This window comes from Acinetobacter sp. WCHAc060033 (assembly GCF_004209125.1).
GTDB lineage: Bacteria > Pseudomonadota > Gammaproteobacteria > Pseudomonadales > Moraxellaceae > Acinetobacter > Acinetobacter wuhouensis.
On sequence record NZ_SGSW01000027.1, the window covers coordinates 31,940 to 57,181 of the forward strand.

The 25,242-nt window shown below is 37.8% G+C and carries 15 protein-coding genes and 2 pseudogenes; 6 read left to right on the forward strand and 11 right to left on the reverse strand.

Annotated features, from left to right (window positions below; all coding sequences use genetic code 11):
- Window positions 1-154 precede the first annotated feature (154 nt).
- Window positions 155-2,983: an excinuclease ABC subunit UvrA gene (gene uvrA, locus EXE10_RS13030; protein ID WP_130113650.1), complete on the forward strand. Its 2,829-nt coding sequence runs from the start codon at window positions 155-157 to the stop codon at window positions 2,981-2,983.
- A 45-nt stretch (window positions 2,984-3,028) separates the two neighbouring features.
- Here uvrA and EXE10_RS13035 read toward each other — a convergent pair whose 3' ends face one another.
- The 3 genes and pseudogenes from EXE10_RS13035 to blaOXA form a co-directional block, all read right to left on the reverse strand.
- Window positions 3,029-4,834, reverse strand: a complete 1,806-nt coding sequence (locus tag EXE10_RS13035; protein ID WP_130113651.1) for a KAP family P-loop domain protein — start codon at window positions 4,832-4,834, stop codon at window positions 3,029-3,031.
- Window positions 4,835-4,969: 135 nt separating this feature from the next.
- Window positions 4,970-6,682 (reverse strand): annotated as a pseudogene (locus EXE10_RS13040) (GGDEF domain-containing protein).
- Window positions 6,683-7,263: 581 nt separating this feature from the next.
- A pseudogene (blaOXA, locus tag EXE10_RS13045) lies at window positions 7,264-8,021 on the reverse strand (class D beta-lactamase).
- A 972-nt stretch (window positions 8,022-8,993) separates the two neighbouring features.
- On the opposite strand from blaOXA, the gene omp33-36 reads away from it, so the two are divergent.
- Window positions 8,994-9,854: a porin Omp33-36 gene (gene omp33-36 / locus EXE10_RS13050; protein WP_130113652.1), complete on the forward strand. Its 861-nt coding sequence runs from the start codon at window positions 8,994-8,996 to the stop codon at window positions 9,852-9,854.
- A 72-nt stretch (window positions 9,855-9,926) separates the two neighbouring features.
- Here omp33-36 and EXE10_RS13055 read toward each other — a convergent pair whose 3' ends face one another.
- The 4 genes from EXE10_RS13055 to EXE10_RS13070 form a co-directional block, all read right to left on the reverse strand.
- On the reverse strand, window positions 9,927-11,894 hold the full coding sequence (locus tag EXE10_RS13055; RefSeq protein WP_130113653.1) for a BCCT family transporter: 1,968 nt from the start codon (window positions 11,892-11,894) through the stop codon (window positions 9,927-9,929).
- Between the two features lie 165 nt (window positions 11,895-12,059).
- Complete coding sequence (locus EXE10_RS13060; RefSeq protein ID WP_130113654.1) at window positions 12,060-12,737, reverse strand: ion channel; 678 nt, start codon at window positions 12,735-12,737, stop codon at window positions 12,060-12,062.
- 143 nt (window positions 12,738-12,880) lie between these two features.
- Window positions 12,881-14,596, reverse strand: coding sequence for a cation acetate symporter (locus EXE10_RS13065; RefSeq protein WP_068975111.1), 1,716 nt, complete (start codon window positions 14,594-14,596; stop codon window positions 12,881-12,883).
- 2 nt (window positions 14,597-14,598) lie between these two features.
- A complete protein-coding gene (locus tag EXE10_RS13070) occupies window positions 14,599-14,934 on the reverse strand; it encodes a DUF485 domain-containing protein (protein ID WP_068974969.1) in 336 nt (111 codons plus the stop codon).
- 187 nt (window positions 14,935-15,121) lie between these two features.
- Between EXE10_RS13070 and EXE10_RS13075 the strand changes: the two genes are divergently transcribed.
- Window positions 15,122-18,613, forward strand: coding sequence for a PAS domain-containing hybrid sensor histidine kinase/response regulator (locus EXE10_RS13075; protein WP_130113655.1), 3,492 nt, complete (start codon window positions 15,122-15,124; stop codon window positions 18,611-18,613).
- Window positions 18,614-19,030: 417 nt separating this feature from the next.
- On the forward strand, window positions 19,031-19,792 hold the full coding sequence (locus EXE10_RS13080; protein WP_130113656.1) for a hypothetical protein: 762 nt from the start codon (window positions 19,031-19,033) through the stop codon (window positions 19,790-19,792).
- 74 nt (window positions 19,793-19,866) lie between these two features.
- On the opposite strand, the gene EXE10_RS13085 is transcribed toward EXE10_RS13080, so the two are convergent.
- The gene (locus EXE10_RS13085; protein WP_130113657.1) at window positions 19,867-21,111 is read right to left on the reverse strand and encodes an esterase-like activity of phytase family protein; all 1,245 of its coding nucleotides are present in this window, start codon (window positions 21,109-21,111) and stop codon (window positions 19,867-19,869) included.
- Window positions 21,112-21,260: 149 nt separating this feature from the next.
- Complete coding sequence (locus EXE10_RS13090) at window positions 21,261-21,668, reverse strand: helix-turn-helix domain-containing protein (protein ID WP_087554351.1); 408 nt, start codon at window positions 21,666-21,668, stop codon at window positions 21,261-21,263.
- Between the two features lie 80 nt (window positions 21,669-21,748).
- Here EXE10_RS13090 and EXE10_RS13095 point away from each other — a divergent pair, with 80 nt between their 5' ends.
- Both EXE10_RS13095 and EXE10_RS13100 read left to right on the forward strand, forming a co-directional pair.
- A complete protein-coding gene (locus tag EXE10_RS13095; RefSeq protein ID WP_130113658.1) occupies window positions 21,749-22,240 on the forward strand; it encodes a DUF2938 domain-containing protein in 492 nt (163 codons plus the stop codon).
- An 11-nt stretch (window positions 22,241-22,251) separates the two neighbouring features.
- Window positions 22,252-22,818, forward strand: a complete 567-nt coding sequence (locus EXE10_RS13100) for a flavodoxin family protein (protein ID WP_130113659.1) — start codon at window positions 22,252-22,254, stop codon at window positions 22,816-22,818.
- Window positions 22,819-22,990: 172 nt separating this feature from the next.
- Here the strand turns inward: EXE10_RS13100 and EXE10_RS13105 are convergent, their stop codons facing one another.
- The gene (locus EXE10_RS13105; protein WP_130113660.1) at window positions 22,991-23,725 is read right to left on the reverse strand and encodes a phytanoyl-CoA dioxygenase family protein; all 735 of its coding nucleotides are present in this window, start codon (window positions 23,723-23,725) and stop codon (window positions 22,991-22,993) included.
- A gap of 20 nt (window positions 23,726-23,745) precedes the next feature.
- Window positions 23,746-24,888 carry a PQQ-dependent sugar dehydrogenase gene (locus EXE10_RS13110; RefSeq protein ID WP_087554355.1) on the reverse strand — a complete coding sequence of 381 codons (1,143 nt, stop codon included), beginning with the start codon at window positions 24,886-24,888 and terminating at the stop codon, window positions 23,746-23,748.
- Between the last annotated feature and the right edge of the window lie 354 nt (window positions 24,889-25,242).

Sequence of the window (25,242 nt, forward strand, 5' to 3'; positions counted from 1 at the left end):
AATCATTTTATGTAAAATCTTAAGCAATTTCGCTTGCTTTAAATGGTCAGTGAAATGACATAATTTGTCGCTTAAAAACTATTTTTTACAGCTTGAACAAAATTAAATCGCTATCATATACAACCTTAATTTGCACAATTCCGAGAAAGTCTTTATGAGCCAAAGTCATATCCGTATTCGAGGCGCACGTACCCATAATTTGAAAAATGTGTCTCTCGATATTCCACGCGACAAGTTTGTGGTGATCACGGGACTTTCAGGCTCTGGAAAGTCATCTCTAGCATTTGATACCTTATATGCCGAAGGTCAGCGCCGTTATGTAGAATCCCTTTCCGCATACGCACGTCAATTCCTTTCACAAATGGAAAAGCCAGAAGTCGATTCGATTGAAGGTTTAAGCCCTGCGATTGCGATTGAGCAAAAATCAACAAGTCATAACCCACGTTCAACGGTGGGAACCATTACTGAAATTTATGACTATTTACGTCTGCTCTATGCACGAGTGGGTACGCCTTATTGTCCTGAACATGATTTACCGATGGTCGCACAAACGGTTTCGGAAATGGTTGATGCTGTCAAAGGTCTGGAAGAAGGTACAGCCCTGATGTTACTTGCGCCTGTGGTGCGTGAGCGTAAAGGTGAATACAGCAATCTGTTTGATCAATTACAAAGTCAAGGTTTCGTCCGTGCCCGTGTCGATGGTGAAGTGATTGACATTGACACACCACCTGAGTTGGATAAAAAGAAAAAACACACCATCGAAGTTGTAGTCGATCGTTTTAAAGTCCGTGATGATCTCGGTAACCGTATTGCGGAAAGTTTTGAAACTGCCTTACGTTTAGGTGGCGATATTGCGGTTTTATCATGGATGAATGCCGAACAGCCTGACCGTGTATTCTCAGCAAAACACTCGTGTCCTGAATGCGATCGTGCGGTTGCTGAACTTGAACCCCGCCTATTCTCATTCAACAATCCATTCGGTGCTTGCCCTGTTTGTGATGGTTTAGGAACACGTAGCCATTTCAGTGCTGAAAAATTAATTCCAAGTCCTGATGTTTCGATTAGTCAAGGCGCAATTCGTGGTTGGGACAGACAACGCCCATATTATTATTCGATGATTCAAAAGGTTGCCGATCATTTTGGCTTTTCTTTGGATACACCGTGGAATGAACTGGATGCCGACACCAAAAAGAAATTTTTATACGGTACAGGCAAAGAAAAAGTTGATCTGAGTTATGTCGATGAGCGTGGTCGTAAACACAGCCGTGTACAAGCCTTTGAAGGGATTTTGCCACATCTGGAACGTCGCTATCGTGAAACTGAAAGTAACTATGTCCGTGATGATTTGGCGCAGTATTTATCCAATGCTGCCTGTGATGCCTGCGGTGGTTCACGTCTGAATGAAATTTCACGTCATGTCCGTGTCAAAGACAAAACCATTGCCCAAATCACGAAGATGTCGATTGGCGATGCAGAACATTATTATCAGGATTTAAATCTTGAGGGTGCCAAAGGCGAAATTGCCGATAAAATTTTTAAAGAAATCCGTGAACGTTTGCACTTCCTTGTTTCTGTCGGTCTGAATTATTTAAGCCTTTCACGTTCTGCGGAAACCCTGTCTGGTGGTGAAGCTCAACGTATTCGTTTAGCCTCACAGATCGGTGCAGGCTTGATGGGCGTGATGTACGTCCTCGATGAACCGTCGATTGGTTTACATCAACGTGATAATGATCGCTTGCTTGAAACTTTGGTTCGTTTACGTGACCTCGGAAATACTGTTTTAGTCGTTGAGCATGATGAAGATGCGATTCGTGCTGCTGACCATATTATTGATATCGGTCCTGGTGCAGGTGTGCATGGCGGTCATGTCATTGCCGAAGGAACGTATGATGAAATCTTGGCAAATAAAGAGTCTTTAACAGGTCAATATCTGTCAGGAAAATTGAAAATCGAAGTGCCAAAACAGCGTACTCAACCGCCTAAGCCTGATGAAAAAATCAAGCTAATGGGCGCATGTGGTCATAACCTACAGAATGTCGATTTGACCATTCCGCTTGGCATTATGACCTGTGTAACAGGTGTTTCGGGTTCAGGTAAATCAACCTTAATTAACCGTACTTTGTTGCCGCTTGCAGCGACTCAGTTGAATGGTGCAACGACTTTAACAGCTGAAAAATTTGACTCAATTGACGGCTTACAGTTCCTCGATAAAGTTGTGGATATTGACCAAAGCCCGATTGGTCGTACGCCACGTTCTAATCCTGCAACCTATACAGGTTTATTTACACCGATTCGTGAATTATTTGCGCAAACCCCTGAAGCCAAAGCACGTGGTTATGCAGCGGGTCGTTTTTCGTTTAACGTGAAAGGTGGTCGCTGTGAAGCCTGTGAGGGTGACGGTATGATCAAAGTGGCTATGCATTTCTTACCTGATATGTATGTGCCATGCGATGCCTGTCATGGCGATCGTTATAACCGTGAAACTTTGGAAGTTGGCTATAAAGGTAAAAATATTTCAGATGTTTTAGGCATGACCGTTGAAGATGCCATGCATTTCTTTGATGCGATTCCTGTGATTCATCGTCGTCTGGAAACTTTAAATCAGGTCGGTCTGGGTTATATCCGTTTAGGTCAGTCTGCGACTACACTTTCAGGCGGTGAAGCGCAACGTGTCAAACTAGCACGTGAACTGGCGAAGCGTGATACAGGCAAGACTTTGTATGTGCTTGATGAACCAACCACAGGTTTGCACTTCCATGATATTGCGAAACTTTTAGATATTCTTCATGAACTGCGCAATAAGGGCAATACCATTGTGGTGATTGAGCATAATCTGGATGTGATTAAAACTGCCGATTGGGTAATTGATCTCGGTCCTGAAGGTGGTGCTGGTGGTGGCCAGATTATTGCTGAGGGGACACCTGAAGAAGTTGCGAAATCTAAAGTTTCGCATACAGCGAAATTCTTGAAGCCGATGCTATAATTTTAAAGAGACTAGGAAATGCTATATTTCCTAGTCTCTATTTGATTAAGCTTTGCCTAATTCTAATTTTTTCTTCCAATATTCGAAACGTAATCTCAGCTCTTGAGGCTCATTTTCATCAACTTTTTCCATCAAATCATTTAAAATAGTTACAAAGTCACCTTCTATGCTTTTTAGAGTCTGTTCAGGAATAAAGTTACTTTTATATAAAAATCTAACTGATTTTAAAACACGATTAAGATTATCAAATCTATACTTTTTAGGAAAAATTTCAGCTCTAGACTGGCCTAAAAACTCATTCCAATCATCTTTAGAAAAGCTTTCTAAAATTTTCGGATCCGATCCTGTTGAATCGAAACCACTATTAATAACTTTATATAAAACAATAGATTTTTCATCAATAATTGTATCCACCTTACACTCGTCTAAAATATCTATAAAAGTTTCAAAGTGTCCGCCATACTCCTCTTTTAATTGAGCTTTTGTTTTTCCACCTTCCAAATAAAGTCTTTTTATATATGGTTTAATCAATGAGAAAATTTCTTCTTTATTTTCATCACACAAAAATTCAATAGTTTTTTTGAGTTGATAACCTGAAAATAAATTTACATTATTTCTTATTAACTCCATTAAATTATCTAAATCATCCTTAGTAAAATTCTCTTCATAATATTTTTCAGTTAAAGACTCAAATTTTGCATTTTTATCTAAATTACTTTTATTCAACCACTCTTTTTTAGCAATGTCTGTAAGTATCACTGAGTCAAAAGATCCTACCTGTTGAAATATTTTCTCAAATTCTAGAAACAATGGATCAATTCTAACAATGTTATAAGAAATTTTTTTTAATTTCCTATAAATCTTAATTTTTTCTTCATCTAATTTTTCTTCACCATTTTTTATATCTATCCAATCAATTTTTTGACTTTGGCCAAATAATTCTAAAAAACATCCTACTAAAACTCGAACTAAAATAATTTCTTTAGTTGAATAAGCAACATTTTTGTCTAATGATTCTAGAAATTGTTTATACAGTTTTATTACTTTTTGAAAAAATCTAAAATTATGTATGTCCAATTCATTAGCAAATTTCACCATCAAATCCACTAATTGTTTATCTATATCATTTACATTTTCACGGATCAAAGGCTCAACGGATGTAATCTTTATGGTTTCATTAATCAATTTTTCTTTATATTCAGAATATTTATCCTTTTTACTTTCACCTTCTACTTTTTTCTCACCATCGCCCTTTTTCTCATGTGAAATTTTTGTCTCATCTAAAATCAAAATAATCTGACAATTCTTTTCAAGTTTAAGCTGATTTGCCAAACCCATAACATCTTTAATATCAAGTTTATTTGACATCCGTTCAAAATCATCAAAACAGATAATTGCATCTTTAACTTGAAAATATAAAAGTGATTCTAAAATTTTAGCCGAAGCGCTAATTCCATAATCACGATTTATGACTCTTACATCTCTCAAGCCTGAAATAGCTCGTTTTATGAAAGGTGGTATTTCTAACTTTTTAGTTGTTTCGTCATTAACACCATTACTACTCATTTTTAAAGCAATTGCTGTTTTTAAGTCCGCTAAACTTTCTATACCAAATAAAGAAACATAAGCATATTTTTTATCAAAAATATTTTTGTGTTTAAGCCTTACATTTAAAGGTAAATGTCTTCTTTTTTGCTCATCTGCAACCACTTTTTTCAGAAAATCATTCCAAAAATAAGTTTTACCAATGCCCCACGAACCTGTAATTGCTATCGCTGTGCCAACTTTTTCATTTTTTATATTATTTTCAAGTAATTCTTTTAACCTTTCTTGCTTCTCATTTAACATCATTACTGACTCGCCTAATTTTATAACTCAACTCTATATTAATGTATTTTAAATAAAAAAGACCTCTTTCAAGGTCTTAAAATCACTCTCTAATTAATAACTTTTTCAACATTTATTATATTGGGCTTTGGCTCAAACTCACACCACCACTTTATTCCGCCCTTGCGCTTTCGCTTTAAACAAAGACTCATCCGCTTGACTAAATAACGCTTCCCAATTCTCTGCCCCAGATGCAATCCCAATACTCACAGACACTTTCAGCTGTTCATCTGTTCCAGGTAAATCAAAACGTAACTGCGAAATATCTGCCAAAATACTTTCCGCAATTTGAATCAACCAATCTTGCTTCAAATTTTTCAAAACAATTAAAAACTCATCACCACCAAAACGCACAATCAACTCAGAACGCGCAATATTGGCTTGTAAACAAGATGCAATTTGAGCGATCACATGATCCCCCAGAATATGCCCATATTAATCATTCACTGACTTAAAATGATCAATATCCACCACAATCAAACTCAGCTGCTGGAATAACTGAGGCTCGGTCGCATACTCATTTAAAAAAGCATCCAAAGCGACACGATTCGACACCCCCGTTAAACTGTCTGTGTTCGCCATATTTTTCAATTTAAATTCAAATACATCTCGCTGTTGCAACATCTCTTTTAAAATATAAATCGCATCATTCAGCGTTTGCGCCTCTTTATACGTTAAATCAACGCCTCCGACATATTCACGCTGATGAGACTTTGATAATTCCACAATCATTTGCTGGGCTTGAATCAAAGGTTCAAACAATTTTTTACGTGTATAAAGCATTGTAAACATCGCAACAGCTAAAGAAATTAACGATGTGAAAAGTGTCAGCAAAAATTGTTGATGAGATGCGCTTGCTTTTTCTTGAGCATCGAGGCTTTGCATTTCAAGTAAATAGGTTTGTAGATCCACAACAGTTGTAAATTTTCCTACCATCGCATCAGTAAGCTGATTTGCAGTGATGCTATAAGGCTGATGAAGATCACTCTCTTGCAAAAGCTTCACGACTATAGATAAACCTTGATCAATAAAGCGATCTTTGACCTGTTGATGTAAATTTAAATAATCTTGTGTTTTTAATGATTCAGGTTGGATCGTATCCAGCAACTGCCATAAATATTTTACTTGTTCCTGTGTTTGCAAAGATCGAAGTTTATTCTTTTCTGGAAATGAGGCTGAAAAACTTAATGGCGCCATAATATTTGATGCAACACGACCTGCTTGATCACGCAAATCTGCAAGTATCAGCACCATAGACGCATAGTCCGTCACTTCCTTATTGCGCTTTTTTGAATCCATGACCAACTGTTGTAAGAGTGTTCTGCAACTGTCCCATGCACCAAACATTCCTAAAATGGCTTGGTCCATCTGCTGAACAGTCCGTTTTTCTTTAGGCAATGCTAAATACGCATCAACATGTTTACGGGCATTGCCTAAATCATATTTCAATTGCTGATCAACGCGCTTTGCTAACTCGGTAAAGCCTGCTCGATTTAATGTTTTGACGGTTATATCGATTTGCTGATCGACTTCGCTACGATATTTATTCAGTTCATTGATATTTTTTTGAGCTTCAAGGGTTGTACTCGACATTGCTTTATTTGTAGGTGCTCTTTCACGAGATATTTTGTTTGATGTTTCCGCAAATACTCTCAATGTCTGGATGTCTAAAACAGCTTGATGTGAAATTCGATATTGTTGGTAACTACTAATAATTTGAGGAATTGCAATTAACAGCACAGATAAGATAATGATCGACATTAAAAGCAATAAGCGAGTACTAATTTGTTCTGAGCGCAATTGCTGTCCCATTTGTTTTCACCATATCTGTTGTTATTGGTCTACTTTGAAAATACAACTATTCGATTTATTTAACATCAATCTCATTATAAATTAGCCATTAAAAATGATCTATGACTCAAATAATTTTATGAATACCACACAATACCTATTTTTACCTAAGTTTGAATACTGTATATATAGCGATATTTAACCACAATCTAAAAGCTTAATATTCAAAATAAAATTTGACTTAATTGACGATAATGAGAAGTTCTTTTTGCACCATCAATACATTCATTTAAAGGGTCAAACCAACGTTTAGTCCAAAGAATTAACCATTCGTTTAAAAAACCAACATTTAAAACCAAGTAAAATAATCAAGATTTTATAAAAAACAAATCTACATTCATTTACTTAAATAAAACCTCAATGCTAAATCGCTATTTCAGATCTGTAATATTCAAAATTAACATTTTACATAAAAGTAGAATGAACCTAAAATAAGAAACCAATAGGGATGAACATTATCACTATTTAAGAATTTAACGTTTTCTATGCCCAGTTATCCCCAATAAACTGGGCATTTTTTTGTCTATGATTTTGTAAATGATCTAACGCAAATAGAAAAATAAGCCTAATTTATCCAAAACATCTAAAGACAATTGTTTACGTTGAGCAGGATTATCATCTTTATTCATCTGCATATTTAAAGCAAAAGCTGTGACTTTACCATTCGGCTGTTCCACCCAACCGGTATACCAACCGACTTGAGGTTCAACATCCATTCCCCAACCACTTTTTGCATACAATTTTGCACCACCACGACTCTCCACATAGAGCATATCTTTCACTTGTTGTTGCACAGAAAGATCAAAAGGCAAAGTCTTCATTGCCAGTTGATAGGCAAATTTTGCTTCTTGCTCAGGCGTAATTTTTAATGGGCCAACCAACCAAAAATTATCAACTTGTTTTCCAATATTGGCATTTCCAAAACCAATACGTTTCACTTCTTTTTGCATAAGTTCAAGACCAATACGGCGCGCAAGTTCCTGATAAACAGGTACAGCCGATGCCTGCATCGCCTCTCCCAAAGTCATATCTTTTTCCCATGAAGGAAAAAGCCTTTTCTCCCCATGCCATTTAAAAACTTCAGTGGCTGTTGCTTTGTGATGTTGCAAACCGATTAAAGCATTTTGAATGTTGAGGCAGGAATATACTGCGTATTTGCCCGAGTTAAATCATTGCCGTAACGATTTATTTGATTACCGTCATAGGTGATGAATACCGCTTGAGCTTTCGCTTGTTCAAATAACAATGGAATTTCATTCACCCGATCTTCGACTCTATGCTGAGTTTGCACATCGTGCATGCAACCTGAAAGTGCAAAGCCCAACAAACAAACACCGAAATATATTTTAACTTTCATAAACTTAACCAACAATCAAAAAACCATCACCCTTATATATTTATAATCTACTTAACTCCACCAGCAATTTCTGTATGATTATTTAAAATATGATTGTAAGAAAATATTTACAGGTGCAATATATTGGTGCATAATGCACTCACTTAGGGCATATTATTAACATTCCTCAGCAGATTTTATTGATTTGCCCCAGATTTTGGCGAAAAATCCCAGTTTTCTTTGAAAATTGGGATTTTTTTTGGCAAAAATCATGCCAATATTTCATTCTATATATCAATAAAGCACCTTAATAGTGCATTTTAATAAATTATCGAATCATTCTCTGGAAAAAGTTGAGTACTTTATAAAGCTTGTAAGTTTTAAAGCAAAAAAAAAGCCCAACCTTGGGGAAAGCTGGGCATATAAACTTCAAAATTCATCATATAAATAAACTCTATTTCTTAATTATGTGAAATATATAAATTTTTGTAAAACAAATTAAATAAATAAAACGCTAAAATTTTATCGCTTTTCTAGATAATTGAGGTTTAATTAACAATATATATAAAAAGTGAAGATTAATTCACAAATTATTATTTTATAAATTTAACCACTCATGACATTAATTTGAAATTACATAAAAATAAATCATCGAAAATGACGATTAATAAGTGCAAAATCAATCATAAAAGCAATTAATAAGTGTAGTATTTTGTCATACTTTTCAAATGAATTAAAAGTTTTATATTAATTTATTTTATTGTTCTGATTACACTTTTTATACGGTTGACTTAAATTTTAACAAATGAGTAGTTTTTAAACAATTTACTTTTCATGTAATTGATTTGTAACGAATGGCCGCAAACATCATTGACTTAATATCTTGTTACAATACAATGCCATGTGTTTCACCAATTTCAACTATTGGAAAAGATTATGAAAAAACTCGGTTTAGCCACTGCTTTATTATTAGCCATGACCGGCGCTCAAGCATACCAATTCGAAGTACAAGGTCAATCAGAGTATATCGATACAACTGTAAATGACAAAGACTTCACTGGTGGCGTACAAGGTACTTACTACCTTAAAAATGTTGACTCTTCTAAAGGTCCTTTAGCTGAAGCAGCATTCTTAAACCAAGCTTCTAATGTATCTTTAGCTTATAACTTTAGCCAATTAGATGCAGGCGTTGATGTTCATAATTTTGGTGCTAAAGCAGAAGCTTATGTTCCAACTCCATACGTTCCAGCTTATGCTAGCGTTTCTTATAGCCACACTATCCTTGATGGTAAAGTTGGTAACTCAGATGACAAAGGCGACCGTTATTCTCTAGAAGTGGGTGCTCTTCCAACTCAAAACTTCTTGGTTGCTGTAGGCTATACAAGCGTTGCTGACCAAGTTGCTCTAGATGCTTTCAATGTAATGGGTAACGGTGCTGCTAAAGCGGTTGCTGAAGCTGCAACTATCGGTGAAGACCAAGACGCGATCACTGCACGTGCTAAATACGTTGGCGGTATCGACGGTACTAACATGTCTTTAGCGTTTGAATCAGGTATTGTTTATGGTGATGCTACTGCTTACCAACTTAAAACTGATTTGTATTTGAACCCACAATTAAGCGTTGGTGCTTCTTATGCAGAATCTAGCTTTGACGCTACTCCTGATTCAGCTTGGGGCGCAAACGTAAATTACTTTATCACTCCTGCTATTGCAGTAGGTGCAAGCTACGTAAATGCAAACTCAAAAGCTGCGAACGACACTCAAACTGTTGGCGTAAATGCTAAATTCCGTTTCTAAGATCTAATCTTTAGAAATTGAATCAAAAAAGGACTCTAATTTAGAGTCCTTTTTTTGTATAACGAATTAAACTTAATTACGAATCACATTTAAAAAATGTAAATGACGTTCATATTGATCAATGATGTCTTGTAATAGATCTTCTTGCGTCCAATCCATTACATCATAGCCCTGCCCGCCTTCATGTAAAAACACTTCAGCCTGATAAAACTCATCAATTTCATCATGTTGCTCATCCAACATAAAACTTGCTGCTTCAGTTTGATGGGTTTGTACTTTATAGACAAAGTTGAGTTCACTTTGGTGATCGACACTCAAAGCTAAACCATCATCGACCTCACGGATATTCACCTCTAAATGACGGCGCTTAAATTCACGTTGAATACTTTCAAAAGCCTGTCGTACTTGATGTTGAATATAATCATTCACTTCATCGCGTGTATGCGGATAGTGCATGATCAAGCCTAAACGCTGTTGCCAACTGCGAGGATTTTGTACCGCACGTGGGGTAATTCGAGCAACTTGCAAAGCATTCATTTTCGTGACATCTAAACGCAATGCTTTGAGTAATCCCCAACACAGCAACAACATAATAAATGTAAAAGGTAAAGCACTCATCATGGTTGCCGATTGTAGTGCGCCCAATCCACCAACAAGCAAAAGAATGATCGACAAAACTGCCATTAATGCCGTCCAAAAGAGGCGCTGCCAAATTGGCGAGTTTTCTGATTTCGCTGTGAGATAATCCGTCACTAACGCACCAGAGTCAGCAGAAGTCACAAAGAATAGCACCACCAAAATCGTGGCAATAAAACTTGAAATACCAGCAAAAGGTAAATGACTTAAAAACTCAAACAGCGCTACAGATGAATCATTTTGAACTGCGGTGATTAAACTGGTGTGTCCTTGTTCTAAAATGCTGAACAGTGCAGCATTGCCCATGAAACCCATCCAAATCAGGGTAAAGCCTGTTGGAATTAGCAACACACCCACAATGAACTCACGAATAGTCCGTCCTCGTGACACTCGTGCAATAAACATTCCAACAAATGGTGACCAAGAAATCCACCATGCCCAATACATAATCGTCCAACCACCAATCCAACCATTCGGTTGATACGCATAGAGATTAAAGGTCATGGAGAATAAATTGGACATATACTGTCCAGCATTTTGAATCGTGGTTTGTAAAATATAAATACTTGAACTGGCTAAAAATACAAAGACCAATAAAGACAATGCCAACACTAAATTCAGTTCAGATAAACGCTTAATTCCTTTATCTAAGCCCAAACCCACAGATAAAGATGCCAAAGCACTGACAAAAATGATCAGCATGATTTGCGTGCTGATCTGGTTTTCCCAACCAAATAAATAACTCAAACCTGAGTTAATCTGTGTGACGCCAAAACCCAATGTCGTTGCAACACCAAAAACTGTTCCAAGTGTTGCAAAGGTATCGACCGCATCACCCATTGGTCCATAGATTTTTTTACCAATAATCGGATATAAACCTGAACGAACTTTTAAAGGTAAATTATAGCGGAATGCAAAATAAGCCAATGTTAAACCAACTAAGGCATAGATTGCCCAAGCATGTAATCCCCAATGGAAAAAGGTGATTCGCATGGCTTGTTGTGCGGCTTGTACCGTTTGTGCATCACCTGTAGGTGGACTGACATAATGCATGACGGGTTCAGCCACACCAAAAAACATCAATCCAATCCCCATCCCTGCGGTAAATAGCATAGCGAACCAAGAGCCACTGCTATATTCGGGTTGGCTATGATCAGGGCCAAGTTTTATTTTCCCCATGTCTGATAATGCAATAAACACAAGAACTAAAAGAAAAATTGCAACCGCAAGTACATAGAACCAACTAAATGAATCGGTAATCCACTGATTCATTTGTTTGGTCATGAGATCAAAAGCATTCGGTGTCAAAATCACGAATGCTAAAAAAATAACGATAATTCCAACCGTACTGAAAAACACATTTGGATTGACATTATCAAACCAAGATGACTTTTTGGAAGGCATATCTTCCTCACATTTTTTTAATTAACGGGCAGACCCTATGGGTCAAGAAAGGCATTCACAAGAAGTGAAAAAGAGCAGACTCAGCTTAAGAAAAGTCCAGATTTGATTATAATTCAAGCAAAAAATCGATACAGTTTACTTACTGTAAAAAATATTCAATTGAAATTATTCATTTTTATGCGCGATATAGTGTAAAGAAATCAAACGCGAAACAATCAATGCCAAGTACATCACGCCACCAAACATTTGTAGCATCGCAACAACCCGTGCAGGTGGTGCAAGCGGAATTACATCAGACAACCCTGTAGCAGACTGCAAGCTAAAACTTAAGAAGAGCAAATCCAACCATGTTTGGTACTCTCCTACATGATTTGGATTTTGAAAACTATTCGGTACAAGTAACTGACAAATACTATAAAGAAAAGCAAATCCCCATGCGATGAGCGTAAATACTGCCCCTGCCGCAAACAGTTCATCTTTGGTGAGATAGCGGTCTTCAAACATATAACGCACTAAACCATAAGCAGCGCAGAAATAAGCCATGGCTTCAAAGAAATGCGCTGTGATTTGCATCGGAATGGAACGTTGCCCAATGAGCATCAAAATCGAAAATATAAATGCACCACTAACAAAAATCATGCCCAAGATGGTAAATGTAGGTGTTTGTCGAATTACTTTGGCAATAATCAAAAGTGCTAAAACACCCACTGCCCACGTGAGAATTTGATAGCTTCGACTTTGACTGGTATAGAGATAAAGGAATAAGCTACTTAACTGAACCAATAGCAGCCAAGCAGAGGGCAATAGTTTAAAGTCTTTCCAAAAATCAACAATTGGACGCATATTTTAGATTCTGTTTGTTTTTATCAACTTCAAAGTTAGCACATTCATGCATGTCGATACATTTTTTCTACGATGAATACATTTTAAAAACCATAAAAAAACACCTCCAAGGAGGTGTTCTTTATAGGATCAGATCATTTGAATTAGTGATCTGAAGCACCTGAGATGCCAATACCTGTTTGTGAACGAACATACTGTGCATCAAATGCTTTGCGTTCTGCTTCTGCGCGAGCTGATTTATCAGTCACAGAGAATAACCAACAGCAGATGAATGCTAACGGCATTGCAAAGATTGCAGGACCATTGAATGAGTTGATTGGTGTATCAGAGATTTTTAATGTATCTACCCAAACTGCTTTAGATAAGATAATTAACGTTACTGCTGTTACTAGACCAACAACACCACCGATCACCGCACCACGAGTTGTTAAACCTTTCCAGAACATTGAAAGTACAAGTACTGGGAAGTTTGCACACGCTGCTACAGAGAATGCTAAACCAACCATGAATGCTACGTTTTGTTTTTCGAACAAAATACCCAAGATCATCGCGAAGATAGCAAGACCTAAAGTCGCAATCTTAGACATACGTAATTCAGATTCAGGCGTCGTTTGACCTTTCTTCAATACGTTTGCATACAAGTCATGAGAGATTGCTGAAGCACCAGACAATGTCAAACCAGCAACAACCGCAAGGATCGTAGCGAATGCAACTGCTGAAATGAAGCCCATGAACAAGTCGCCACCAACAGCATCAGACAAGTGAACCGCAGCCATGTTGTTACCACCAACAAGTTCTAACTTGCCAGTAACTGCCATTTTTGCAACGTCGATGAATTGTGGGTTGTTTGATACGAAAAGGATCGCACCGAAACCAATGATGAATGTTAATAGGTAGAAGTAACCAATGAAACCTGTTGCAACTACAACTGATTTACGTGCTTCTTTCGCATCTTTAACTGTGAAGAAACGCATAAGGATGTGTGGTAAACCTGCTGTACCGAACATCAATGCTAAACCAAGAGATAAAGCATCTAATGGGTTTTTAGCAAGGCTGCCAGGACCCATGATCTTAGATGCATCTTCAAGGCTCACATCATGTACTTTTGCAAATACATCGATTGATTGCTTGAACATTTCAGAGAAGCTATAACCTACTGAATGCATCACCATGAACGCCATGAATGTTGCACCTGAAAGTAACATCACCGCTTTAATGATCTGTACCCAAGTTGTTGCCAACATACCACCGAACATTACATAAGCCATCATGAGAAGACCCACGATCACAACTGCGATGTTGTAGTTCAAACCGAATAATAGTTTGATTAACTGACCCGCACCTACCATCTGTGCGATTAAGTAGAATGCAACTACAACCAATGAGCTGATCGCTGCAAGCGTACGTACTGGTTTTTCTTCTAAGCGAAATGAAACCACGTCAGACAGGTTGTATTTACCTAAGTTACGCAGACGTTCAGCCACCAAGAACAATACGATCGGCCAACCCACCATGAAGCCTAGTGAATAAAGCAAGCCATCAAAGCCTGAGCTAAACACCATTGCGGAAATACCCAAGAACGATGCTGCTGACATATAGTCACCCGCAATCGCCAAACCATTTTGGAAACCTGAGATACCACCACCAGCAGTATAGAAGTCAGCAGTATTTGTCGTTTGTTTAGCAGCCCATTTGGTAATGAACAATGTTAAACCTACGAAAATCGCAAACATGATAATTGCGTGCCAGTTTGTTGCCTGTTGTTGAGCTTCACCTAGGTCAGGACCAGCTTGTGCAACAGTTGAAAGCAGTGCAGTAGATGCAAGAGCTGCTTTAGTTTTTAAAGAGTTCCATTTCATCATTAGTGCAGTCCTTTTTCATGAGCAATTTCTTCTACTTCTTTCATTGCTTCTTCAGTCAATTGATCCAAAGAATTGTTGGCGATATATGAATACACGCCACATAAAAGAAAAGATAAAACAATAATGCTCAGACCTAAAGGAATTCCCCAAGTGGTGACACCACCTTCCGATACTTTAGATAATAAAAACTCTTTGTTGTAGCCAACTAAAAGCATAAATCCAACATAAACAAACAACATAATTGCCGTAAGTGTCCAGCTCAATTTACTTTTCTTAGCAACCATTTCTTTGAATTTTGGATTTTGTAGAATCGCGTCTACTTGTCTCTCATCCATAACCATGCTCCTTGTTAAGCGACCAGTATCCTGGTTGCTTCTTTTTAATCATTTTTTTACATGGTCAAAATTAACAAGATTGTGGGGTTCTCGTAACTTAGACTTTGGTCGTTAAATTTTGATCGAAATGAACGAGTCAGTTCATAGATAGAGTATTATAGAACGAGATTTTTACATCGTAGTCCTTATGAGCAGTTGGTTAATTATAGGGGTTCTCGCCCTTTACATCCTCATTCTCTTCGTTTGCGCCTTCTTTGGAGAGAAGCATGCGAGTCGATTAAGCACGCGCGGCAGGATGTTACTCTTTAGTCTAACATTGGGGGTTTATTGCTCATCTTGGACATTTTATGGTGCAACGGGTGCAGCGGTTCGTGAAGGGATTATTTTCTTACCCATCTATTTAGGGCCACTATTATTTGTTTGGCTTGGTTACGATATTTGGCGTCGTTTAGGACGAGTTCGTCAGCATCATGCCATCTCTTCTATCGCTGACTTTGTCGCTGCACGTTATGGTAAAAGCGGGACACTGGCATCTTTAGTGACCATTCTTGCTGTAGTTGCAATTATTCCTTATCTCGCGCTACAACTGCGTGCCATTGCACTCAGTGCTTCCGTCATGTTGGATCACAACACGCAAGTGCTTTCTACGACAACGAATGGGGTTCTCGGATTAACTGCAGTTTTAGCAATTTTGGCCATGATGTTTGGGACACGACAAATTGCCAATACAGAACAACATGGCGGTTTAATGTTAGCTGTAGCATTTGAATCTTTTGTGAAACTCTTTGCCCTACTCTGTGTTGCATTCTTTTTTATATTTGAAGCCCCTGAAAACATCGTCCAGATTTCGCATGATGTGCAAAAGACTTTCCATGAAGTGCAATTGTTTGGTGTCCCTGAAACCTTTTGGGTTCAAACGCTTTTAGCAGCATTGGCAATTATCTGTTTACCTCGCCAATTCCACGTAGCAGTCGTTGAATTACGCGATGAAAAGCACATTCGTGGCGCACGTCGTTGGTTCGCAGCTTATTTAATTTTAACCATCATTGCGATTATTCCAATTGCCAGCTGGGCGCTACACGCTGCACCAAAATATTTGACTATTCCCGATGTTGCAGTGCTATCTTTACCAATCAGTTATAACCAAGACTGGTTGTCTTTACTGGCTTTTCTAGGTGGTTTTTCAGCATCTACAGGAATGCTCTTGGTTTCATCTGTAGCATTATCAATCATGCTCAGTAACGATTTAATCATGCCTGCTTTGTGGAGATTTGGCATTCTGTCACGCCATGATAAACGCCTCCCGCAAGTACTCAAATTCACCCGTCGTGTATGTATTTTAGCGGTGATGTTGTTAGGCTTTTTATTCTTCCATTTTTTTAATGATATTGACCAGTTATCAACTTTTGGCTTATTGGCATTTAGTGCTGTTGCACAATTCTCTCCTGCATTGATTGGCGGATTATATTGGCGTGGTGGTAGTCGCCAAGGTGTTTACGCAGGCTTGGTGGTCGGCTTTATTCTATGGTCTTATACCTTACTCTTACCGACGATTTTGCGTAGTTTACCGACTGAATATGGGGACTTCGCTCATCAGTTTTTAATGTTTGGGCCTTTAGGGATTACATGGTTAAGACCTGAAGCCTTATTTGGTTTTGAGTCTTTTGCACCATTGACCCACGGTGTGATTTGGGCATTGGGCTTAAATATTATGCTTTACATTTGGGTATCTAGAATTTATCGCCCAAGTATTGCAGAACAAATTCAGGCAGAGAGCTTTTTCTATTATGAAACCAAACCTCTTCCTGCACAAAGTACCTCAACAGACATCAATTATTTACACCATGATGTTGCCAAACTTAAAGTTGGCGACCTGATTGCATTGGCGAAGCGTATTACCGGTGAAGGACCAACCACCCATGCATTCCGCCAATTTTGTATCATGAACAATGTGGTCATGAATGAAAATAGCAGTGCAAACGGGATGTGGTGGCGTTTTACTGAGCAGTATTTGGCAGGTACGATTGGTGCAGCATCAGCCCGTACCCTGCTGACTACAGCCATGGTGAATAATGGTTTAGCACTGGGGCAAGTGGCGAATATTCTTGACCAAGCCTCACAATGGCAACGCTTTAACCAAAACCTGATCATGACCATGATTGACCACATGACCCAAGGCGTCAGCGTAGTCGATGAGAATATGTGCTTGGTCGCATGGAATAATCAATACCTTAAACTTTTTGATTATCCAAAAGATTTAGTTTATGTCGGTTGTCCAATTGCAGATTTGATTCGCTATAACGCTGAACGTGGTGAATGTGGTCCAGGTTCAGTCGAAGAACACGTTCGCAAACGGATTCACTGGATGAAAGTCGGTAGTGCGCACGAATTTGAGCGGATTCGTAAAGATGGTCGTGTTATTCAAATGCGTGGCAATCCGATTGAAGGCGGTGGTTTTGTTACGACCTTTGCGGATATTACAGCGTTCCGTGAAAATGAAGCGGTACTTGAAGCACGTGTTTCTGATCGAACTCAACAGCTTGCAGATGCATTGTCAGAGCAACAATTGGCTCGTGAGCAAGCAGATAAAGCCAATATGTCAAAAAGTCGCTTTATCGCAGCAGCCAGCCACGATCTTTTACAACCTATGCATGCAGCACGCTTGTTCAGCACCGCGTTAGAGCAAAGTATTCAGTCTGATGAAGACCGTAAAACCTTACAACAACTGGATCGAGCATTGCATGGCGCAGAAAGCATGCTTTCTGCCCTCTTGGATATCGCACGTTTAGAAGGTGGTTCAATCCAACCAAAGCGTCAAGCTTATCCATTACATGACTTACTCAACGATTTAGAATTACAATTTAAATCCATTGCAGCACAACGTGACATTCAATTTAGTGTCCATGATGCAAAATTCTGGATTGATACCGATCCACAATGGATTCGTCGTATTATTCAAAACTTTGTTAGTAATGCCCTACGCTATACTGCACGTGGTCGTGTTGTTGTCGGCGTACTCCGTGCTTCTAACCGCCCGAATCATATTCGTATCGGCGTTTGGGATACAGGTCCAGGTATCGCAGAAGAACAACGTATTAAACTATTCCAAGAGTTTGAACGTTGTGGACATACCTCACCTTGGGGTGAGCAAGGTTTAGGCTTAGGTTTAGCCATCGTACAACGCATGACCAGCCTACTTGATTACCCTGTGCATGTTTACTCTACACAAGGCAAAGGCTCATGCTTTATGATCGATGTACCAATTGTTGATGCACCGAAAGTCGTAGCCACGCCTGTACAAGCAGTTCCGCTCAAATCAAAAGCCTATAAAATCTTATGCTTAGATAATGATGAAACCATTTTGGAAGGTATGTCGACATTGCTGACCAAGTGGGGTTATCAAGTCTTTAAAGCCACAGAACCTGAACAAGCTTTAGAGCTGATTCAGAAAGAAAATATCCAAGTCTGGCTCGTTGATCAACACTTGAATCATGGCAAAATCGGCTTAGATTTCATCATTGAACATCGTCAGGAAAATGTACCTTCCGCATTGATCACGGCAGACTCAGATCCTGAACTGCCACAACGTGTCAAAGATTTGAATATTGTGTTGTTAAAGAAACCATTGAAGCCAGCTTCATTACGCTCATGGTTATCTGGTCTAAAAATTTCTCAGTAAATTTTAACTAGGCAGCTGTATCAATTTCATATTTTGATACATTTATAACCTCTATCCAGATGATGGATAGAGGTTTTTGTTTCACTATTTTTAAGTGAAATAGCAATTTATTTTAAACTTTATGCAAAAGCATTCAAAAACAGGAAGAAAATAATCAGAATCATTGACCAAAAATTTCAAAGCTTTATTTTCTATGGCAATTTCAACCAAAATAGTAAATATACACTTGTATAATTAGTTACAATTAAATATGCTACTGATTTTTATAAACAAAAATATTATCTTACCCCCGGATACAACTTTAGTCTTATTCCTATTGCAACCCATATAAATCGAAAATTATCACAACACAAAAGCACGCGCTTGTTCAGGGAAGCAACATTTGCGTATTAAATGAATTTAAATAGGATTTTTGCCATGAATATTTCAGAAGTTTCAAATGGGCATCAAGCTCAACAATTCCACCGTCAATATGGTGCAAATGCAATCTTGCCTGAAATCGATTGGCAAGATATTTTTAAACACAGCAAACTGCAAAACACACAAATCCAAGCCTTAAACACACTTTATCAAGCTGCTGTTCCATTGGCTTTACAAGTTTTTGAAGACTTGAAGTTTGATGTTTTTGCACCTGTTGCATTCCACCCACAAGGTTTGGGCTTATTTGAAAAATTAGCGCAACAAGAAGAAAAACTGGTTCAACGCTTAGAAGATGAATGCGAATGTTTGAATGATGAAATTCGTCATCAAGTATGGAGTATGTTACTGCGTGGTGGTGCAGTACTCGTATTCAAAGCTTGGCTGGGTAAAGTTAAACTGGGAAATAATAGCTTAGATATGACTCAATTTGATGAGCTTTCTGATTTACTATTTATTAAAACATCACCTACAACTTTAGCACACCGTCTAAATGTAAATTCACAAGCTGATTATGATCACGTCTTTTTAATGTATGGTAATGATGTGTTCTTAGATCGCTTTAACAGCCTTGAAACTGCTGCATTATTTGTTGATCTCGGTGTATATGATGCCGCATTCTTAAGCTTACGTGACGACCGCGTTGCTGAATATTTAAAATCTAAAGGCTATGTCAGCCAAGATCAAATCGAAGACTTAAAATGTGCTTTAAACCCATTGGGTTGCCCAGATCAAGTATCGAAACAAGATTGTTTAGCTTAAACGAAAAATAGATCTAAAGAAGCCAGTCATATGACTGGCTTCTTATCAATAATATCATTCAGAGTATATACATACTAAAATAATGCCTTCGGCAATTTAATCTGAATAATTTCATTATCATCTGCTTTCTTCGCATTTCGCCCAGATGAGCCTGGGAAGTTATTATCATTCAATACCGTTAAGGTATTTTGATTCTCAATAATCACATCTTCAATGGTAAAAAATGGGAATGCGAAGTTTGTACCTGTCCCAATGTCACCATCGCGAGCAGTACCATATAAATTATTTGGGTTCGCGATCTTCATTAAATCAACCAATTCGGCACGTTGAACAGCTTTACCCGATTCACCCAATTTAATTTGAATTAACTTTTTATAACCTTCTAATTTATTTTCAGAATCATCACGCTCAATGATCACACCTGATTCATGATCAAATAATTGAAAATCACCAATCGAGGTCGCTTTTTCATTTAAATCAAACAAATAATATTTGCCTGTATACGCTTTTTTCTTCACATCAAACTGTGAAATTAATAACTGACGCTGTACTGAACCTTTCAAAGGTTTTTCTAAAAGTGGATATAAATACTGACCATCTTTTGACAAAGCCATCCCCTCAAACCCACCACTTTGTAGCGTTAAAGGTTCTACATAATTCACATTGGCTTTATTCAATTGATTTTGCGGTGAACGCAATTCCGTACCGACTTTAAACGGATTTGGAAGCGAAATAGGTGCGTCAATTAATACACCATCTTTATCAAAATGAAGTAAATAAGGACCAAATTCATCTCCAATCCAATACGTTCCATCTGCAGTTCGTTGAATCGACTCAGGATCAAAATCTGCACCTGTTAGTAAACGATCTGAAGTATTTTTATTAGTAATATCAAAGGGAACTAACTTATTTGGATCGCGTAACTGAATAAAACTCATTACCTGAACTTTTGCTGAACCAGTTGATTTGGTACGAAAATCAGGTTTGATTTGATAGATGCGTAATAAAAAATCTGCTGAATTATCTTGCGCACCAAAACCATTGTCCGCCATCACCATATACGTTCCGTCACCATTTTTCAAAGCGCCTGAAAAACCTTGTACAGGCTGCCCCTTAAATGGAGGGAAAATACCATTTGCCCCTTTCACTGCTGCACCTGAATTCGGTCCTGCGGCATAAGTTTCAACATCAAGCTTGGCAAATGACACCAACGTAGGCACTGAAACCGATGATTCAAATGAGAAGTCATCTTCATCATTACAAGCGGTTAAACCTAAAGCGCTACAGCAGAATAAAGCCAATAAAATTTTCTTGTTCATGGTCTTATACATTTGATAAAAATTTACGCAAATTTAACAAGTTTTGATGACGCTTTTACTGCACTAAAATGAAGACTTCATGGCGGAAAAATGACAATGTAACGCAATACGCTGTGATCTGAATGAAAATAGCACTCATCGAATCAGTATTACTCAAGTTTAGTTGGTTGATATTCACCCGCAATCGCTGCTTTTAAATACTTTTGAAAGGTTGGACACTGCATATGATTTTCTGCGGGACAAACGGCAGCATGTCTCAGTCCTTCACTGATGAAATGTAAACGTCGAGTCATCTGTTCGAGTTGCTCGGCTTTCTGATTTAACATTTCTCGATCTAATTCAGGCTGACCATCTTGACTAAACATCTGCGCAATTTCAGTTAAGGAAAAACCTGCCGCTCGTCCCAAAGCAATCAGTGCCAATTGATCTAAAACTTGCTTGCCATATTGTCGGCGTAATCCATGACGACCAATAGATTTAATTAAGCCCTTTTCTTCATAAAAGCGTAAGGTCGATGTCGCCACATTTGCCCGTTTAGCCACTTCTCCAATATCCATAAATACCTCTTGACTTCAAGTTGACTTTAATTTGCACACTATCTTTATCGCGTTTTATACAGAAAAGATCAAGGTGAAAAATGAAAACTGCGGAATTGCTGTTTCAAATCCTGTGCATGGGTATCGGTGCAACACTGATCATGGATATATGGCTTTTTATCTTAAAAAAATTCAATCTTCCCACACTCAATTTTGCTCTGCTGGGTCGTTGGGTCGGTTGGATATTTAAAGGTCAATTCACCCATACATCAATTGCCCAAAGTCCTAGCATTCGACATGAATATGCATTGGGTTGGCTAGCGCATTACAGCGTCGGTATCCTCTTCGCATTTGGCTTTATTTTAATTGTAAGTAAGGAATGGTTATTACAGCCTCAATTCTATTCTGCCTTTTGTTTTGGTCTTATCACGGTTCTGATGCCTTTTCTGATCATGCAACCTGCCATGGGCTCAGGAATTGCTTCTACTAAAACAGCACAGCCTTTGCACAACATTCTACGAAGTCTGATCAACCACAGTGTCTTTGGTTGCGGTTTATATCTCAGCGCCCAATTACTTGCACTATTTCTATAAGGAGTCAAACCATGAAATCTATTGCCATTATTTATCATAGCCGCCAAGGTCATACCCAATTTATTGCCCAACAAATTCAACTTGGCGCAGCACAAGTCGAACAGATTAAAGCTGATTTATTCACCGCTGAACAATTGATGTCTCAACCTGAATTACTCTGTCAATATAATGGACTAATTTGGGGTACTCCAACCTATCTCGGTGGAGTTTCTGGCACTTTTAAACAACTCATGGATGCCACAGGTCCATTATGGAAGAAGCAGGCTTTTAAAGGAAAATTAGCCGCAGGATTTACTGTTTCCTCATTACCCGCTGGGGATAAGCAATCGACCCTGATTTCGCTTTTCACCTTTTCGATGCAACACGGGATGGTATGGGTCGGCAACCCTATTTTACCTGAGCAACATCAAGGTGTTCCGTATACGCAAGCAGCCAATCGTCTCGGGTCATGGTCTGGTCTTATGGCACAAGCCGAACATGCCAGTGCGGCAGATGCTTTTGATATTGGCGATATTAAAACCGCTCAGTTATTTGGACAAAACTTTGCATTTCGCTTAAATGCATATCAAGGAACATGATCGAATAAAAGGAGCTAGTCTTTAATTTCCACATGTTTTTAATCTCGGGCATTACTACATTAAAAACATTAGGTGTTATCAATAGTTTCTTTTCTATGTGAATGTCAGCATGGATTAGGAATATCTCTTATGAAGAAGATCCTGTCAGGATGATGGGTTTTCTTTATTTATCTTACAAATTCTGAAAATATCTATACGTTGCCATCATTCTTATCTTTTTTGCAGCATTTATCGCTGGAGAATGAATAACCCTCATATCCATTAAATACACATCCCCTTGTACGCCAGTTAATTCAATGATCTCTAATTTTTTATTCTGAAAATCAAAAGGCTGATTTAATATTTTCGTACTCAATAAATGATTCAGCTGACTTGAAGAAGATCGTTCAGTTAAATGATGTGAACCTTTCAAAACTAGAGTTCCACCACCATGAGGTTGAATATCATCAATGATTAAAAAAAATTGCAGTGACTCAAAAGCTGTTGAATGTGAATCGACATGCCATTTTAAATCATTCAGTGTCCATTTTTCCTGTTGAGGTAATGTCAGTAGAAGTTGCTGTTTCTGATCAGAGTAAAACTTTTTAGCAAAAATTTTGAATACAACTTCACCCCAAATATCTGAATATTTTTCTAAAGTTTTTGGCTGTTTAACTGTTCTGGACAACATGACAATCTGTTGAAAATGACTCAATTTTTTCAATTCTTTAGAGATTATTTTATTATTTTCATAAATTTTTAAACGTTTCAGTTCTTCAACCAAACTCTCTTTGATTAAATTTACTTCTTTTTTATCAATAAACTGAGATAGCTTAACAATTCCATCAACACTTAAGTCAGTTTTAATTTGTTTTAACTTTATTTGATCCAAATCGGCTCCATTATGATTCATTTTAAAAATTTCCAATCCCTAAGATTCAATCAGCTCTACTTAGGCAATAGCCTTAATAAACCAGCATTTTTTCCATCTTCCAACACCCAAATCGAGCCATTATATGCAGTATGAATATCGCGAATCCGCTGCTGCATATCCAAACGTTGTACCTCACGAACAGGTTTTGATTCAGTATCGACAACAATAATTGCTTCAGAAGATAAACCTCCAATTAAAGCCTTATGATTCCATTTCGGGAATAATTCATCCTGATAAAACACTAAACTTGATGGAGAAATAACGGGTGTCCAACTGATTTCAGGTGCTTTAAACTCAGGATGCGTAACATGGTCTGGAATATCTCGTCCTGAATAGTGATCACCATTGGAAACAACTGGATAGCCGTAGTTCTCACCCTTCTTGATAAGGTTTAATTCATCTCCACCTCGTGGACCCATTTCAACCACCCACAATTGATCCTTGGCATCAAAAGCCATACCTAATGGGTTTCTATGACCCAATGACCAGACTTGTTTCGCAATCTCACCGTGTTGAGTGAATGGATAATCGGCAACAACAGTCCCATCATCATTCAACTTGATCACTTTACCTAAGTTTGAACTCATATCCTGAGCAGGGTCAAATTTCTGCCGTTCACCAGAACTGATCCAAAGTTTGCCATCTTTGCCAAAAATCATTCGATGTGCATAATGCCCCTGTCCTGAAACTTTTGGCACTTGCTCCCAGATTCTTTTCATATTACGAAGTTGTAGATTTTTATCTTTTAAATTTAATTCAGCACGTATCACAACCGCGCCATAACCCTCTTTGCTTTTTTCTGCATAACTTAAATAAATTTGATGATTCTTTGCAAATTCAGGATGTAAGACAATATCACCCAATCCCCCCTGCCCGCCATAAGCAACTTCTGGAACACCTAAAATTTCAATGCTTTTCAATGTTGATGGATCAAAGAGTTTTAATTTACCTTTCTTTTCTGTAATCAATAAGTGACCTTCAACCAACTCGGTCATTGCCCATGGTTCATCAAATGTCGCTACTTTTTCAACACTATATTTCTGATTTATCAATGAATGAGTTGAAATATTTTGATCACTTTGGGCATTACAAGCACTTAACAAAATACAGCTCAGCAATAGTGGTAAGTTTCTTAAGTACTGTCGAGAAGCATCCATTTCTTATTCCTCAATACGCTGATGTCTTATTGATTGTAATGCAAAGACCATATTGAACGATTCTTATATTGTTAATGGTGCTTTTTCTGACAGAATTACTGTAAGCATTTTCCTACAAATGCTGCCGAATTTTGCGGATATACAGCCTGATCTAATCATCCTATTATTTAGTCATAGGGAACAGGAAGTTTCCAAAATAAAAACAATAGTTTATAAAAATAGTATAAATAGATGGATCTATAGATAAGTAGTAGACAGGCTGTTCACTACAATAATGAATACAAGAAAGCCTCGACAGGATGTCGAGGCTTTCTTAATTATATATTTCAGCGCCTTGAATGATGGCAATGTAAA